Origin of the sequence: Streptomyces sp. NPDC021100, assembly GCF_044333095.1 — a bacterium.
In the GTDB taxonomy this organism is placed as follows: domain Bacteria; phylum Actinomycetota; class Actinomycetes; order Streptomycetales; family Streptomycetaceae; genus Streptomyces.
Map to the genome: position 1 here is coordinate 179,579 of NZ_JBIRQH010000007.1, position 16,306 is coordinate 195,884.

The window sequence follows — 16,306 nt, forward strand, 5'->3', positions numbered from 1 at the left end:
GCGGGCCACCGCCGTCTGGGGCAGGACGCTAAACCGCGAGATCCGCCGGTAACGCACATGACTGTTAATGGCCGGAACCGGTGGTGAAAAGACCGGTGCGGACCGGGAACTCCTCAGCCGCGCGGAAGGTTTGGATCCAGGACTGACCGGATCGATGATCTTTGCCCGGTTACGGGGGAGTTGGTGCTACGGGACCCGATTTATGAGGAGCCCGAACGTCCGGTTAGGGTCGGCCGTCATGGACCCTCTGATTCACGCCATGATCGGCCTGCACATCATCGGCATCGCCGCCCTGCTCGGCGGCTTCCTGGCCCAGATGAAGGTCATGGGCAAGGGGGAGGCCCGGATGACCCCCGGGATGCTGCACGGCGCCCTCACGATGCTGTTCACCGGCATGGCGTTGGTCGGTCTGCACCGAACGCAGGGCGACGCGGTGAACACCTTCAAGATCGGCCTGAAACTGACCCTGCTGATGGTGGTCCTCGCTCTCGTGTACGTGAGGCGCGACGAGGACCGGGTGAACGCGGCGGCCTTCGGCACGGTCGGGGCGCTGACCACGGCCGACGTCTTCATCGCCGTCCTCTGGACGTGACCCGCGTCACGGCACTGCCCCCCGGCCCCGGGAAGCGGGGAGGGACGGGTTGTCAGTGGGGCCGCCTAGACTCGGATGACGATGAGCAGCCTCTTTGACGACAGCTTCCTGGCGGATCTCGTCCCTTCCGACGAGGAGCCGCCGCCCCCGGAGGACACGGCCCCCGAGCCGCTGCCGGACGACCTCTTCGGCGGTGCCTTCGACGCGCCCGTCCCCAGGGAGGCCTACTACCGCGACGGCGCCCCGCGGCCCGTCGTGGACCCCGCCGCGCTGCTGGAGGGCATGAACGAGCAGCAGCGCGCCGCCGTGGTGCACTCCGGCTCCCCGCTGCTCATCGTCGCTGGCGCCGGCTCGGGCAAGACCCGCGTCCTCACCCACCGCATCGCCCACCTCCTCGGCGCCCGGGGCGTCCACCCCGGGCAGATCCTCGCGATCACCTTCACCAACAAGGCCGCGGGCGAGATGAAGGAGCGCGTCGAGCAGCTCGTCGGCCCCCGCGCCAACGCGATGTGGGTGATGACGTTCCACAGCGCCTGCGTCCGGATCCTGCGCCGGGAGAGCAAGAAGCTCGGCTTCACGTCGTCCTTCTCGATCTACGACGCCGCCGACTCCAAGCGGCTCATGGCCCTGGTCTGCCGCGACCTGGACCTCGACCCGAAGAAGTTCCCGCCGAAGTCGTTCAGCGCGAAGATCTCCAACCTCAAGAACGAGCTCATCGACGAGGAGGCGTTCGCGGCGCAGGCCGCCGACGGCTTCGAGAAGACCCTCGCCGAGGCGTACGCGATGTACCAGTCGAGGCTGCGCGAGGCCAACGCGCTCGACTTCGACGACATCATCATGACCACGGTCCACCTGCTCCAGGCGTTCCCGGACGTCGCCGAGCACTACCGGCGCCGCTTCCGGCACGTCCTGGTCGACGAGTACCAGGACACCAACCACGCCCAGTACACGCTGATCCGCGAGCTGGTGGGCACCCCCGCGACGGCGGGCGAGGAGGGCCCCGGCGAGCTGTGCGTCGTCGGTGACGCCGACCAGTCCATCTACGCCTTCCGTGGTGCCACCATCCGCAACATCCTCCAGTTCGAGGAGGACTACCCGGACGCCACGACGATCCTGCTGGAGCAGAACTACCGCTCCACGCAGACGATTTTGAGCGCCGCCAACGCGGTCATCGAGCGCAACGAGAACCGCCGCCCGAAGAACCTGTGGACCGAGGCCGGCGCCGGCTCCACGATCACCGGCTATGTGGCCGACACCGAGCACGACGAGGCCCAGTTCGTCGCCGACGAGATCGACCGGCTGACCGACGCCGGCGACGCCAAGGCCGGCGACGTCGCGATCTTCTACCGGACCAACGCCCAGTCCCGCGTCTTCGAAGAGATCTTCATCCGCGTCGGCCTGCCCTACAAGGTCGTCGGCGGCGTGCGCTTCTACGAGCGCAAGGAGGTCCGGGACGTCCTCGCCTACCTGCGCGTCCTGGCCAACCCCGAGGACACCGTGCCGCTGCGCCGGATCCTCAACGTGCCCAAGCGCGGCATCGGCGAGCGCGCCGAAGCCATGATCGACGCGCTGTCCCTGCGCGAGAAGATCAGCTTCTCGCAGGCGCTGCGCCGCGTCGACGACGCCTACGGCATGGCCGCCCGCTCGGCCAACGCCGTCAAGCGCTTCAACGTCCTGATGGACGAGCTCCGCACGATCGTCGAGTCCGGCGCCGGCCCGGCCACCGTCCTGGAGGCGGTCCTGGAGCGCACCGGCTACCTGGCCGAACTCCAGGCGTCCACCGACCCGCAGGACGAGACCCGCATCGAGAACCTCCAGGAACTCGCGGCCGTGGCCCTGGAGTTCGAGCAGGAGCGGACCGAGGACGAGCCCGGCACCCTCGCGGAGTTCCTGGAGAAGGTCGCCCTCGTCGCCGACTCGGACCAGATCCCGGACGAGGACACGGAGGGAACGGGCGTCATCACGCTGATGACCCTGCACACCGCCAAGGGCCTGGAGTTCCCGGTCGTCTTCCTCACCGGCATGGAGGACGGCGTCTTCCCGCACATGCGCGCCCTCGGCCAGACCAAGGAGCTGGAGGAGGAGCGGCGGCTCGCCTACGTGGGCATCACCCGGGCCCGCGAGCGGCTGTACCTGACCCGGTCGAGCATGCGCAGTGCCTGGGGCCAGCCCGCCTACAACCCGCCGTCGCGCTTCCTGGAGGAGATCCCCGACCGGTACGTCGAGTGGCGCCGCACCGGGCCGGCCACGCCGTCGGCGTCGGTGTCCGGGATCGCCTCGGGCCGGTCCGCGGCCTCCTCCTCGTCGTCGCGTATCGGCGGCCGGGGCGCGGCGGGACCGAGCGGCTTCGCCACGCGGCGCGCCAAGGACCGTCCGGTGGTGTCCCTGGCGATCGGCGACCGGGTCACCCACGACTCGTTCGGCCTGGGCACGGTCGTCGGCGTCAAGGGCAGTGGCGACAACGCCGAGGCGACGATCGACTTCGGGCAGGAGAAGCCCAAGCGCCTGCTGCTCCGCTACGCGCCGGTCGAGAAGTTGTAGCCGAGGGCCGGGGGCGGCGCCGGCCGACGGCCGCCCCCGGACCGGTCAGGTCGGGTCGAGGTCGTGGGCGCGCAGCCACGGCAGCGGGTCGACGGCCGAGCCGCCGGGCCGTACCTCGAAGTGCAGGTGCGGTCCGGTGGAGTTGCCCGAGTTGCCGGAGTAGGCGATCACGTCACCGGCCTTGACCTGCCCGGACCGCACCCGGGTGCTGCTGAGGTGGCAGTACCAGGTCTCGGTCCCGTCCGGGGAGGTCACTATGGCCATGTTGCCGTAGGCGACGTTGTACTGGGTGCGGACGGTGCCGTCGGTGGCCGCCATGACGGGGGTGCCGTAACTGACGGGGAAGTCGATGCCGGTGTGCACGGACATCCAGTTGACGCCCGCCTGCCCGTAGTACGCGCTGAGCCCGTGCTGGGCGACGGGCAGCGCGAACTTGGGCCGTTCGGCCTCCTTGCGGGCGGCCTCCTCGGCCTTCCGCTTGCGTTCTTCCTCCTGGCGCAGCCGCAGGTCGATGCGTTCCTGCGTCCGGTTGGCGCGGGTGGCGAAGTCGTCCGCCCCCCGGCTCAGCCCGGCGAGCTGGGTGTCCAGCTTGTTGTTGGCGGCGGAGAGTTTGACGGTGGACGCGTCGGGGGCGGACGCGGCCTGGGTCTGCTGCGCCTCGTGGCCCCCGCTGGACGCGACGGTCGCGGCGGCCACACCGGCCACGCCCATCACGGCGACCGAGGGCACGGCCACCGTGAGGAGGGCCTTGCGGCGGGGCCGGTAACCGGAGCGGGGGGCGCCGCCCTTGCGCCGGTTGCGTACCGGGCGGTCGCCCGCGGCGGGTGCCTCGGCGGCGTGCCGGTCGTCGTCACCGGCGGCCTGGTCGTCCGGGACGGACCCGTCCGCCGTGAGGTCGCTCGCCGCCGCGTCGTCCGGGGCGAAATCGTCCGTGGACGGGGCGAAGACGGCGTGCATGGTCCGCGTGTCGGCGTCGGTCACCGGTGCCGGGGCGGGCGGCACGGGCTCCGCGCCGAGGCCGACGGCCATCAGCGTCGGGTCGTGCGGCGGCGCGGGCTGTGCGGTCTCCGCCCAGGCGCGGGCGTCCCAGGTCTGTGTCTCCGCCGCGTGGTTGCCGGCCCAGGGGTCGGCGGGCTGGGCCCAGGCCGAGGCGTCCCAGGTCTGGGTCATGGCGTGGTCGACGGGCTGCTGCGGTGCCTGTGGCAGGGAACCGTAGCCACTGGTGTCCCACTGGGCCGAAGTGTCCCACTGGGCGGAGTGTCCGGTGTCCCACTGGCCCGAGGCGTCACCCCAGCCACCACCAGGAAGGTTTCCCCACCCGGCCGAACCCGACGTCTCCCACTGCCATTGCCCGGCGGGCCCGCCGCCGGAGCCGTTCGCCCAGGAGCCGTCCTGGGCCTGCCCCCAGCCGGTCTGCCCGCCGGTGTCACAGGCGCTGAAGTCCCAGACCTGGGTGTGACCGGAGGCGTCCCACTGATGGGTGGTGTCCCACTGGCCGGTGTCGTGACCGGTCCAGCCGTAGGCGGTGGGCTGCTGGGGGGACGGGTGGTGTCCGAATGCTGCATCGGGAGCGGGAACGGACGGATCCGGGGCCGCCGATGGGTGACGGTCGTTCACCACCACTTCCATTTCGCCTCGGGAGCAGGAGAAGTAGCGGCGACTGTACCCGGCGGTATGCGACGGCCACAATCTTCCTCACGTTTCGCGGGCCGGGAGCCTGGGCATTTAGCCGCCTTTTGGTGGACGGGGCACGCCTGAGTCGCTTTGACGTTCGAAAATCGTTCGACAGTAATCGGGCAAGTGGGGTGCGATCAAAGGTTGGCCCATGGATTCCGCGCGTCACACGAAGGGGCGCCGGAGGTCCTGCGGACGCGACGCCGGAGTCATGCCACGGAGACCCGCCCGGTGTCGTCCTCACTCTCGTCCCACGACGCCAGCGCCTGCCGGATGCCCGCCACGACGGCCGGGTGGACGGGGAGGGCGAGGTGCCCGACGCCGCTGACGCGGACGTTCCGCACCATCAGGTCCGGATGGTCGAGGCGGGCCGTCTCCACGGGGACCATCACCTGGTCCAGATCGCTCCAGAAGCCGACGAAGCGCGTCCGGCAGCCGGGGGCCGGCGCGGCCAGCTCCCTGATGACCCCGGAACCCGGGCGCATCTGCCGTACCAGCGGGTGCGCCGACATCGGCGGGGCCACCCGCGTGCCGCCGTGCGGCGTCCCGAGCGTGACCAGCCGGCGGACCAGGGCGTCACCTCCCAGCCGCTGGACGTAGTAACGGGCCACCAAACCGCCCAGGCTGTGCCCGACGACATCGATCCGCGCGGCGCCCGTCCGGGCCCGGAATTCCTCGGCGTACCGGCTCAGCGCCGTGGCGGCGGTGCGGATGTCGCGGGTGAGGAGCGAGTGGTTGAGGGAGGCCACGTGCCGCCAGCCATGTCGGAGCAGCGAACGGCGCAGCAGGACGAACACCGAACGGTTGTCGGCGAATCCGTGGAGGAGGAGCACGGGAACCCGGTCGTTCACGATGTCGCCGCCCTCGGGCGCCTGTGGCGTGGTGAGGGGCGGTGGACGACGCTCCTGGGTGACGCCCGTCGGGTACAGCAGCGTGTGGCAGGCCAGGATGACCAGCTCCAGCGCCGTGGACCGGACCAGCGCGGCCGATGGCCGCGGGGCGCCGGAACCGGTGGATGACGAAGCCCCGGAGACAAGAGCCCCCGAGACAAGGGATAAGGCGGGCAAGGCCCCCATGGCCGACCTCCGAACGGCACACAGGCCGAAGCCCTGTCCCCCGTGTGCCCTCATGGGCAGCTGTGCGCCGGCTGCCGGGACACCGCCGCCGTGCGGCTGTCGGCGGCGGTGCGGCAGACCTCGTCGAGGCTCCCCTTCGCGGCCCGCGCCGCGCTCCTTGGCGCCAGGGCCGGGCGGCTGTACGGCACGTGGCGGGCGGGAGAGGGGCGCGGGTCGCGGCGAACGTGGTGTCCCACGTGTGATTTCCCCCTCCCTCCGCACCGCGAAACGACCGCTTGCGGGATGCTGTAGATAACGTTCGTTCACACCCGGGCCCGTTCGGCACGGGATCCTCGCGGCCGGCTGACGGCAGTCGTACATGGAGGCAGTGATGGGAGTGACCGGTCCGATCCGTGTGGTGGTGGCCAAGCCGGGGCTCGACGGACACGATCGCGGGGCCAAGGTCATCGCACGTGCGCTGCGGGACGCCGGCATGGAGGTCATCTACACCGGGCTTCACCAGACCCCCGAGCAGATCGTCGACACCGCGATCCAGGAGGACGCCGACGCGATCGGCCTGTCCATCCTGTCCGGCGCGCACAACACCCTGTTCGCCAAGGTGATCGAGCTGCTGAAGGAGCGCGACGCCGAGGACATCAAGGTGTTCGGCGGCGGCATCATCCCGGAGGCCGACATCCCGCCGCTCAAGGAGCTGGGAGTGGCGGCGATCTTCACGCCGGGGGCGACGACGACGTCGATCGTCGAGTGGGTCAACGCCAACGTCCGCCAGGCCGCCGGGGCCTGAGCGGACGGCTCCCTCCGGCGGAGCGGGCCGGGTGTGCGTCATCCCGCCAGCTCCGCCCGCATGACGGCGCGCAGCCGGAGCGTTCCGGCCAGCCGCTGGAACGCCTCCGCCCAGTAACCCGTCGCCCCGGGCGGGACGGCGTCCTCGCGCGGGACGCCGCCGGTACCGGCGGGCACGGCCAGCCGGTCGGCCTGGTCCGGGTCGAGGCAGCGCTCGGCCAGGCCCATGACGCCGCTGAAGCTCCAGGGGTAGCCGCCCGCGTCCCGGGCGGTCTCCAGGGCGTCCACCACGGCCCGCCCGAGCGGTTCGGCCCAGGGCACCGCGCAGACCCCGATCAGCCGGAAGGCGTCCGACAGCCCGTGGGCCGCGACGAACCGCGCCACCCAGTCGGCCCGTTCGGCCGCGGGGAGGACGGTGAGCAGCCGGGCCGGGTCCCGTCCCGGCGAACCCTCGGGGGCCGGGGGCGCCGTGGCCGGGCCGAGCAGGGCCCGGGCCCAGGCCGCGTCCCGCTGCCGGACGGCGGCGCGGCACCAGGCCGCGTGCAGATCGGGCCGCCAGCCGTCGGCGACGGGCAGCGCCACCGCCTCGGCGGCGCCGGAGACCCCCAGCCGGGCCGGCCAGACGGACAGCGGTGTGGCCTCCACGATCCCGCTCAGCCACCACGACCGCGCGCCACGCCCCGACGGGGGTTTGGCCGTGATGCCGTCCCGCCGCATCCCGTCGTCGCACTCGTGCGGGGCCTCGACCACGACGACGCCCTGGTCGAGCGCGACGCACGTGCGGGCCCGCGCGGTCATCCGGGCCGTCAGGGCGGAACCGGGCAATCCGCCGAGGAGTTCGGCGGCCAGGGCCCGGACGGAGCGGCCCCGGTCCGACAGGGCCGCCTCGAGGAACGGCTCGTCGTCCGGGGAGAGCCCGTCGCGCAGGGCGCCGAGGAACGCCTGCCGGTCCTCGGCCCGTTCGGTGGTCCAGGTGCCGGCCAGCAGCTCGCGCCCGGCCGCCGGGTCGTGCCGCCGGACCGCGGTGAGGGCGGCCAGACGGTCGGCGAACAGGCCCTCCCGCCACACGCGTCGCGACCCGTCGAGGCCGTCGGCGTCCGGTGTGCCGGAGGAGGCTGCCGCCGATCCCGGCGGACGGGATCGGAGCACGTACGCCCACTGCGGGTTGAGACGCGCCAGCCACCGCCCGCGGGGTCCGGCGAAGGCCAGCGCCTCGGGGCGGAGGTCGGTCCGGGCCCGCGCGGCGTCGAGGAGACCGGGCAGCAGGACGTCCGGGGGACGGTAGCCGTGTGCGTTGGCGGCGGTCAGCCACTGGGGGAGCAGTTCGACGAGGTCGGGGGCCGCCGTCCGGCGCCGTTCCCCGGCGCCGCCGCGCTCGCCGAGGAGCAGCGCCAGCCGTCGCCGGGCGGCCTCGGGCAGCGGCGGGCGGGGATCGGGAGGCGCGGGCTCGGGGCGCCTTCCCGCGGCGACGGGCAGGGCGGCGGCGCGGCGTCGCACGGTGTGGAGGGCGGCGGCGTCCAGCAGGGCGAGGGCGGGGTCCTGCCCGGGGCGTGGCCCGGCCGGTGTGCCGCGGCGGCCCGTACCGATCAGGGCGGCGGTGACGAGGTCGTCCCAGGGGACGTCCGTGGGCGGAGCCTCGGGGCCGGATGCGTTCATGGGTGACCTTTCTCGGGTGGCGAGGGAGGGGTGGGGGTGCGGACGGGACCGGTCCGGGTGGTCAGTGCCGTAGCGAGGTCAACTCCGGTGCCCAGACGGCCAGGGGCGCGAACCCGCGGTGCCCGCACTCGCCGAAGACCCGTACCGGCCCGCCCGCGGACACGGCCACCAGCCGCCACCAGCCCGATTCGTCGGTGCGGGCGGCGTCGACGGCCAGTGCGGCGTCCCCTTCCGCGTCGGCCAGCCGGCGGCCGGGATCGGGATCGGGCAGGGGGACCACCCCGTCGAGGACCACCGGCCACGCGTCCAGCCACGGGTCGTCGCGCAGAGCCGTCCCGTAGGCGCCGAGAGCGGCCGCGACGCCCACGCCCGGCGGCGGTCCGGCGGCGGGCTCCGGGTCGCCGTGGCGCGTTCCGAGGACGGCGCGCAGCGGCACGGCGGCGGGGTGGAAGACCAGGTCGGCGTCGAGGGAGAAGCCGACCGGGAGCGAGAGCTCGGGTGCCCGGCCGGCCGCTCCGTAGGACAGCAGCAGCGCCGCGCGGCCGGTGCGTCTCCCGTGGAGCCGGATGCGCCGGGTGGTGAGGGCGCCGTCGTCTGAGGTGTCGTTCTGGGAGAGGACCAGCCAGTCGTCCCGGATGGGGGGTGCGGAGGCCGCCAGGGCGGCCGAGTCCACGGTGATCCCGACGCGGGCGCGCACGGTCGCGGCCAGTCCGGCGGGCAGGCGGTCGACTCGCGCGTACGCGCGGTTGAGCGTATGCAGGAGCGCGCACTCCTCCAGCAGCCGTGAGGCCCAGTCCGGGCCCGCCGCGGACAGCGAGCCCAATTCGCGGGCGAGGGCGGCGAGTCCGGGCGCCTGGGCGTCGACCATGCGGGCGGCGGCACGGTCCCACTCCTCCCGTGTGCCGCCGCCGGAACCGGCGAGGCCGCCATGCACCAGGTCGGCGAGCCGGCGCTCCAACTCCGCGGCGCCCTCGGCGATTCGGAGCGCCCGGTGCGCCGCCCGGCGATCGGACGGCGCCGACGCGGAGGGCGGACGGGCCGCAGGCGGAGAGGCCCGCCGTCTCCGACGCCCCTCCAGCCACTCGTGCGCCCACGGCGGCGGCTCCCCGGCAGGCCGGACGGACTCGTGGCCCGCCGCCCACAGCAGCAGCAACCCCACCGCGTGCTTGCACGGCACCTTGCGGCTCGGGCAACTGCACGTGCAAACCGGTCTGTTGGCGTCCGAGATGTCGACGGCGGTCCGGTACGTCCGGCCGCCGCCGCCCGCACACTCCCCCCACACCGAGTCCGGGCGCGCTCCCGTCCCCGTCCACGATCCCGGCGTCGCGAGCCTGCCGCCCGCCGTGCGCGACGCGGAGTCGGGTGCCGGCGCGAGCACCTGGTCCGCCGTCCGGCGTTCCCCCTGCGGATTCATGTCACCGACGGTAGGGCCCCCCACTGACAATCGCCCTGACCTGCGGCTTCGTTGCGGCCGAGGGCGATTGTCAGTGGTGTGGTGCAGGGTGGAGTCACTTCCCGGACCGCACGACGAGGGGGACTTGTGACCGTGCCCGGAAACCGCTTCGTACCCGCCGACGCGCCTGTCACCACCGACGCGTCCACCACCCACGAGACACCCGCCGCCCACCCCCGCCCGGCCCCGCCGCCCGGCGGCCCGGAGCCCTCCGCCGACGTCATCCGCCCGCACGCGGAGGCGGCGTTCGCCGGCGAGCTGGCGGCCCTGGCGGCGGCGGACGACCGGCCCAGGCCCGAGCGCTGGCGGCTGTCGCCGTGGGCCGTCGCCACCTACCTGCTCGGCGGGGTGCTGCCCGACGGCACGGTGATCACCCCGAAGTACGTGGGCCCGCGGCGGGTCGTCGAGGTCGCCGTCACCACCCTCGCCACGGACCGGGCGCTGCTGCTCCTCGGCGTCCCCGGCACCGCCAAGACCTGGGTCTCCGAGCACCTGGCCGCGGCCGTCAGCGGGGACTCCACCCTCCTCGTCCAGGGCACGGCCGGCACGGCCGAGGAGGCCGTCCGCTACGGCTGGGACTACGCCCGGCTGCTGGCGCACGGGCCCAGCCGGGACGCCCTCGTGCCCAGTCCCGTCATGCGGGCCATGGCCCAGGGCATGACCGCCCGCGTCGAGGAACTGACCCGCATCCCCGCCGACGTGCAGGACTCGCTGATCACGGTGCTGTCCGAGAAGACCCTGCCCGTTCCCGAGCTCGGCGAGGAGGTCCAGGCCGTGCGCGGCTTCAACCTCATCGCCACGGCCAACGACCGTGACCGCGGCGTCAACGAGCTGTCCAGCGCCCTGCGCCGCCGCTTCAACACCGTGGTCCTGCCGCTCCCCGCCACGCACGAGGACGAGGTCGACATCGTCGTGCGGCGCGTCGACCAGATCGGCCGCTCTCTCGACCTGCCGGCCGCGCCGAGTGGCGCGGACGAGATCCGCCGGGTCGTCACCGTCTTCCGCGAACTGCGCGGCGGGGTCACGGCGGACGGCCGGACCAGACTGAAATCGCCTTCCGGGACGCTCTCCACGGCCGAGGCGATCTCCGTCGTCACCGGCGGCCTGGCGCTGGCCGCGCACTTCGGCGACGGCGTGCTGCGCGCCGGGGACGTCGCGGCCGGCATCCTCGGGGCGGTCGTCCGCGACCCGGCGTCGGACCGCACGGTCTGGCACGAGTACCTGGAGACGGTCGTCCGGGAGCGGGACGGCTGGCAGGACTTCTACCGCGCCTGCCGCGAGGTGTCGGCATGAACGCGCCCGCCCTGCTGGGCGTCCGCCACCACGGTCCCGGCTCGGCGCGGGCCGTGCGCGCCGCCCTGGAGCGGCTCCGGCCCCGCGCGGTGCTCGTCGAGGGCCCGCCCGAGGCCGACGGGATCGTCCACTGCGCGGCGGACGAGGACATGCGGCCCCCGGTCGCACTGCTCGCCCACGCCGCCGACGACCCCGGCCGCGCCGCCTTCTGGCCGTTCGCCGCCTTCTCGCCGGAGTGGGCCGCCATCCGCTGGGCCCTCGCCCACGACGCCGAGGTGCGGTTCATCGACCTGCCCGCCGCCCACACCCTCGCCGCCCCGGGAACGGCCGGCCGGGACGGACGGGACGGGCCGCCCCCCGACCCGCTCGCCCTGCTGGCCGGGGCCGCGGGCCACGACGACCCCGAACGCTGGTGGGAGGACGCCGTCGAGCACCGCGGCGCCGTCCGGCCGGGCGACGGCGGGCCCGGTGACGGCCCCCTCGGCCCCCTCGGCCCCTTCCGGGCCGTCGCCGAGGCCATGGCCGCGCTGCGCTCCGCACCGGAGGGCGGGCCGCCGGGCGGCGAAGCGCCGCCGGCCGAAGGCAGCCCGCCGGACCCGCGCGACGACGCCGTACGGGAGGCCCACATGCGGCTGCGGCTCCGCGAGGCGGTCAAGGAGTTCGGGCACGAGGTCGCCGTCGTCTGCGGCGCCTGGCACGTGCCCGCCCTGGCCGTCCGGCGTCCCGTCACCGCCGACCGGCGGACGCTCAAGGGGCTGCCGAAGGTCAGGACGGAGATCTCCTGGGTGCCCTGGACCCACCGCCGTCTCGCCCGGAGCAGCGGTTACGGTGCCGGGATCGCCTCGCCCGGCTGGTACGCCCACCTCTACGCGGCCCCGGACCGCCCGGTCGAACGCTGGATGACCACGGTCGCCCGGCTGCTGCGCGAGGAGGGCCGGCCGGTCTCGTCCGCGCACGTCATCGAGTCCGTCCGGCTCGCCGACACGCTCGCCGCCCTCCGCGGCCGGCCGCTCCCCGGCCTCACCGAGACCACCGACGCCGTGCGCGCCGTGCTGTGCGACGGCTCGGACGTGCCGCTCGCCCTGGTGCGCGACCGGCTCGTCATCGGGGACGACCTCGGCGAGGTCCCCGACACCGCACCCGCCACACCACTCCAACGCGACCTCGCACGCCTCCAGCGCACCCTGCGCCTCAAGCCCGAAGCGGGCGCGCGAGAAAAGGAGTTGGACCTCCGCAAGAACACCGACACCGAGCGGAGCCGGCTGCTGCACCGCCTCAGGCTCCTCGGCGTCGACTGGGGCACACCCCTCGCCTCGCGCGCCGGCCTCGGCACCTTCCGCGAGGCGTGGCGCCTGTCCTGGCAGCCGGAACTGGCCGTTCGGCTCGCCGAAGCGGGCGTCTGGGGCACCACCGTCGAAGCCGCCGCGACCGCCCGCGTGGAAACCGCCGCACGCGAGGCGGACGGCCTCGCCGACCTCACCACCCTGGCGGAACGGTGTCTGCTCGCCGCGCTGCCGGCCGCCCTCCCCGCCGTCCTGGGCGCCCTCGCCGACCGCGCCGCCCTCGACACGGACGTCGGCCGCCTCGCCGAGGCCCTGCCCGCGCTGGTCCGCTCGGTGCGCTACGGGGATGTGCGCCGCACGGACACCGCGGCCCTCGACGACGTGGCGGCCGGCCTCGCCGACCGGATCTCCGTCGGTCTCCCCGCCGCCTGCGCCGGGCTCGACCGCGACGCCGCGCGGGGGATGAGGGGCCATGTCGACGCCGTGCACCGGGCGGTGGCCCTCCTGGAACGCCCCGGCGTCGGCGACCGCTGGACGGCGGTGCTCACCGTCCTCGCCGAACGCGAACACCTCCCCGGAGAGGTCCGCGGCCGGGCGGCCCGGCTCCTGCTCGACGAGGGCACGCTGACCGCCGACCGGGCGGCCCGGCTCCTGGGCCGCGCCCTCTCACCCGCCGCGGCCCCCGCCGACGCGGCGGCCTGGATCGAGGGGTTCACCGGCGGCACCGAGCCCGGCGGCGGGCTGCTGCTCCTCCACGACGAGCGGCTGCTCGGGCTGATCGACACCTGGCTCACCGGCATCCCCGCCGACGTGTTCACCGACGTCCTGCCCCTGCTCCGCCGCACCTTCTCGGAGTACGAGCCGGCCCTCCGCCGCGCGATCGGCGAACGCGTCAGGAACGGCCCGGCCACCGGCCCGGCGCACCGGAGCACCGCACCGGCCTGGGACCCGGAGCGCGCGGCGGCCGTACTGCCCACGATGCGGCTGCTTCTCGGCCTGGACGACGAAGAGTGCGGCGCACAACGCCCGCCTGATGAAAGGGAGATGATGGAGACGGGAGCGAGCGCTTCGGTGGCGACCACCGGGGGAGGAGCGCGATGACCTCGACGGCCACTCCCGCGACGCCCCCTCGTCCCACGGATCCGCTGTCCCCCGTCCCCACGGAATCCGCCGACTCCGCCGCCCCCGCCGACTCCGTCGACGAACGGCTGCGCCGCTGGCGGCTCGTGCTCGGCGGGGAGGCGGGCGAGGACGGCACCGGGCGGCCGCTCTCGGGCCGTGACGCCGCCGTGGACCGGACGCTGGAGGCGCTCTACGGGGCGGGATCCCGCCCGCCGGGTGCGGGCGCCGGCGGCGGCCGGCGGAGCGGTGGCCTCGGAGCCTCCGCCCCGCGGGTCGCCCGCTGGCTGGGGGACATCCGGTCGTACTTTCCGGCGTCCGTCGTTCAGGTGATGCAGCGGGACGCCCTGGACCGGCTCGGCCTGACCGCCCTCCTCCTCGAACCCGAGCTCCTGGAAGCGGTCGAACCGGACGTCCACCTGGTCGGCACCCTGCTGTCGCTCGGCAAGGCGATGCCGGAGGAGACGAAGGCCACCGCCCGCGAGGTCGTCCGCAAGGTGGTCGGGGATCTGGAGCGGCGCCTGGCGTCCCGTACCCGGGCCACGCTCACCGGAGCGCTCGACCGGTCGGCCAGGGCCGCCCGGCCCCGCCACCGGGACATCGACTGGAACCGCACCGTCCGGGCCAACCTCAAGAACTACCTGCCCGAGCACCGCACGGTCGTGCCGGAACGGCTCGTCGGCTACGCCCGGGCGGCCCGCTCGGTGAAGAAGGAGGTGATCCTCTGCGTCGACCAGTCCGGATCCATGGCGGCGTCCGTCGTCCACGCCTCCGTCTTCGGCGCCGTCCTGGCCTCGATACGCGCCCTCGACACCCGGCTGATCGCCTTCGACACCTCCGTCGTGGACCTCACCGACCAGCTGGCCGACCCGGTGGACGTGCTCTTCGGCGTGCAGCTCGGCGGGGGCACCGACATCAACCGGGCGCTGTCCTACTGCCAGTCGAGGATCACCCGCCCGGCGGACACCGTCGTCGTCCTGATCAGCGATCTGTACGAGGGCGGCGTACGGGAGGGGATGCTCGAACGGGTCGCGGCCATGAGGGCGTCCGGAGTGCGGTTCGTCACCCTGCTGGCCCTCTCCGACGAGGGCGCCCCGGCGTACGACCGGGAGAACGCGGCGGCGCTCGCCGCGCTCGGCACACCGGCCTTCGCCTGCACCCCGGACCACTTCCCGGAGGTGATGGCGGCCGCCCTGGAGCAGCGGCCCCTGCCCGTACCCGACCCCGGGGCCGGGACGTGACGGAGACGGGGAAACCCGCTGGGCGGAAAGGGAGATGACGGCGAGGAGGGGGACGGGAGGGCGGGAGGGAGCGCACCGGAGGCGGCGGCCGGGCGGCGTGCGGGCCGGGAGGCCGGGGACGCCCCGGCGGGGCGCCGGCGCGTACCCGCGGGCCGGGACCGGGCGGCGTACGCTCTGTCGCGAAGCGTGCGGGGTTTGTACGCGATCTGTGAGCGTAATCACGGCCGGAGTGTGATCTGCGATTTAGGGACCTCCGGCCCTCGGGGATAACCTGCGAGACGGACATGCCGCGTATTCGGCGCACGTGTGCCGCCCTCGTCATAGATCGCGTCCTCACGCTGCCACCGCGGCACGCCCGCGCAGACAACGAACCGCGATATCCATGGAAAAGGGACGGACGCGCGTGGACCTGTTCGAGTACCAGGCGAGGGACCTCTTCGCCAAGCACGGTGTACCGGTGCTGGCCGGTGAAGTCATCGACACGCCTGACGCGGCGCGCGCGGCGACTGAGCGCCTTGGCGGCAAGTCGGTCGTCAAGGCGCAGGTGAAGGTCGGTGGCCGCGGCAAGGCCGGCGGCGTGAAGCTGGCCGCCACCCCGGACGAGGCCGTCGCCCGCGCGACGGACATCCTCGGCATGGACATCAAGGGCCACACGGTCCACAAGGTGATGATCGCCGAGACCGCTCCGGAGATCGCCGAGGAGTACTACGTCTCGTACCTCCTCGACCGCACCAACCGCACCTTCCTCGCCATGGCGTCCGTCGCCGGCGGCATGGACATCGAGGAGGTCGCCGCGACGACCCCCGAGAAGCTCGCCAAGGTGCCGGTCGACGCCAACGAGGGCGTCACCATCGAGAAGGCCCGCGAGATCGTCGCCCAGGCGAAGTTCCCGGCCGAGGTCGCCGACCAGGTCGCCGACGTCCTCGTCACCCTGTGGAAGACCTTCATCGCCGAGGACGCCCTCCTCGTCGAGGTCAACCCGCTCGCCAAGGTCGCCGACGGCCGCGTCATCGCGCTCGACGGCAAGGTGTCCCTGGACGCCAACGCCGCGTTCCGCCAGCCGGAGCACGAGGCGCTGGAGGACAAGGCCGCCGCCGACCCGCTGGAGGCCGCGGCCAAGGCCAAGGGCCTCAACTACGTCAAGCTCGACGGCCAGGTCGGCATCATCGGCAACGGCGCGGGTCTCGTCATGAGCACCCTGGACGTCGTCGCCTACGCCGGTGAGAACCACGGTGGCGTCAAGCCCGCCAACTTCCTCGACATCGGTGGCGGCGCCTCCGCCGAGGTGATGGCCAACGGTCTCGAGATCATCCTGGGCGACCCGGACGTCAAGTCCGTCTTCGTCAACGTCTTCGGTGGCATCACCGCCTGTGACGCGGTCGCCAACGGCATCGTCCAGGCCCTGCAGCTCCTCAAGGACAAGGGCGAGAAGGTCGAGAAGCCGCTGGTCGTGCGCCTCGACGGCAACAACGCGGAGCTGGGTCGCAAGATCCTGAACGACGCCGACCACCCGCTGGTGCAGCAGGTGGACACCATGGACGGCGCCGCCGAGCGCGCCGCCGAGCTGGCTGCGAAGTAAGGAACGAGGTCACTAG

At 73.9% G+C, this 16,306-nt stretch carries 11 protein-coding genes; 7 read left to right on the top strand and 4 right to left on the bottom strand.

Features of this window, described 5'->3' with window-relative positions; genetic code table 11:
• Window positions 1-238 precede the first annotated feature (238 nt).
• Window positions 239-592, top strand: a complete 354-nt coding sequence (locus ACH4PU_RS16215) for a hypothetical protein (protein ID WP_398271881.1) — start codon at window positions 239-241, stop codon at window positions 590-592.
• 81 nt (window positions 593-673) lie between these two features.
• Window positions 674-3,133 carry a DNA helicase PcrA gene (gene pcrA / locus ACH4PU_RS16220; protein ID WP_398271883.1) on the top strand — a complete coding sequence of 820 codons (2,460 nt, stop codon included), beginning with the start codon at window positions 674-676 and terminating at the stop codon, window positions 3,131-3,133.
• 45 nt (window positions 3,134-3,178) lie between these two features.
• Here pcrA and ACH4PU_RS16225 read toward each other — a convergent pair whose 3' ends face one another.
• Both ACH4PU_RS16225 and ACH4PU_RS16230 read right to left on the bottom strand, forming a co-directional pair.
• Window positions 3,179-4,750 carry a M23 family metallopeptidase gene (locus ACH4PU_RS16225; protein ID WP_398271885.1) on the bottom strand — a complete coding sequence of 524 codons (1,572 nt, stop codon included), beginning with the start codon at window positions 4,748-4,750 and terminating at the stop codon, window positions 3,179-3,181.
• 266 nt (window positions 4,751-5,016) lie between these two features.
• A complete protein-coding gene (locus ACH4PU_RS16230) occupies window positions 5,017-5,883 on the bottom strand; it encodes an esterase/lipase family protein (RefSeq protein WP_398271887.1) in 867 nt (288 codons plus the stop codon).
• Between the two features lie 370 nt (window positions 5,884-6,253).
• Between ACH4PU_RS16230 and ACH4PU_RS16235 the strand changes: the two genes are divergently transcribed.
• A complete protein-coding gene (locus ACH4PU_RS16235) occupies window positions 6,254-6,667 on the top strand; it encodes a cobalamin B12-binding domain-containing protein (RefSeq protein ID WP_185941399.1) in 414 nt (137 codons plus the stop codon).
• A gap of 38 nt (window positions 6,668-6,705) precedes the next feature.
• Here the strand turns inward: ACH4PU_RS16235 and ACH4PU_RS16240 are convergent, their stop codons facing one another.
• Entirely contained in the window at window positions 6,706-8,322 is a 1,617-nt protein-coding gene (locus ACH4PU_RS16240; protein ID WP_398271890.1) for a DUF5691 domain-containing protein, read from the bottom strand.
• A 61-nt stretch (window positions 8,323-8,383) separates the two neighbouring features.
• Complete coding sequence (locus ACH4PU_RS16245; RefSeq protein WP_398271892.1) at window positions 8,384-9,736, bottom strand: SWIM zinc finger family protein; 1,353 nt, start codon at window positions 9,734-9,736, stop codon at window positions 8,384-8,386.
• Window positions 9,737-9,862: 126 nt separating this feature from the next.
• On the opposite strand from ACH4PU_RS16245, the gene ACH4PU_RS16250 reads away from it, so the two are divergent.
• The 4 genes from ACH4PU_RS16250 (at window position 9,863) to sucC (ending at window position 16,290) form a co-directional block, all read left to right on the top strand.
• Window positions 9,863-11,068, top strand: coding sequence for an AAA family ATPase (locus tag ACH4PU_RS16250; RefSeq protein ID WP_398271894.1), 1,206 nt, complete (start codon window positions 9,863-9,865; stop codon window positions 11,066-11,068).
• The gene (locus tag ACH4PU_RS16255) at window positions 11,065-13,452 is read left to right on the top strand and encodes a DUF5682 family protein (RefSeq protein WP_398271896.1); all 2,388 of its coding nucleotides are present in this window, start codon (window positions 11,065-11,067) and stop codon (window positions 13,450-13,452) included. The genes ACH4PU_RS16250 and ACH4PU_RS16255 overlap by 4 nt, the downstream gene beginning before the upstream one ends.
• Complete coding sequence (locus ACH4PU_RS16260; protein WP_398271898.1) at window positions 13,449-14,711, top strand: vWA domain-containing protein; 1,263 nt, start codon at window positions 13,449-13,451, stop codon at window positions 14,709-14,711. The genes ACH4PU_RS16255 and ACH4PU_RS16260 overlap by 4 nt, the downstream gene beginning before the upstream one ends.
• A gap of 403 nt (window positions 14,712-15,114) precedes the next feature.
• Entirely contained in the window at window positions 15,115-16,290 is a 1,176-nt protein-coding gene (gene sucC / locus ACH4PU_RS16265; RefSeq protein WP_398271900.1) for an ADP-forming succinate--CoA ligase subunit beta, read from the top strand.
• Window positions 16,291-16,306: the final 16 nt, after the last annotated feature.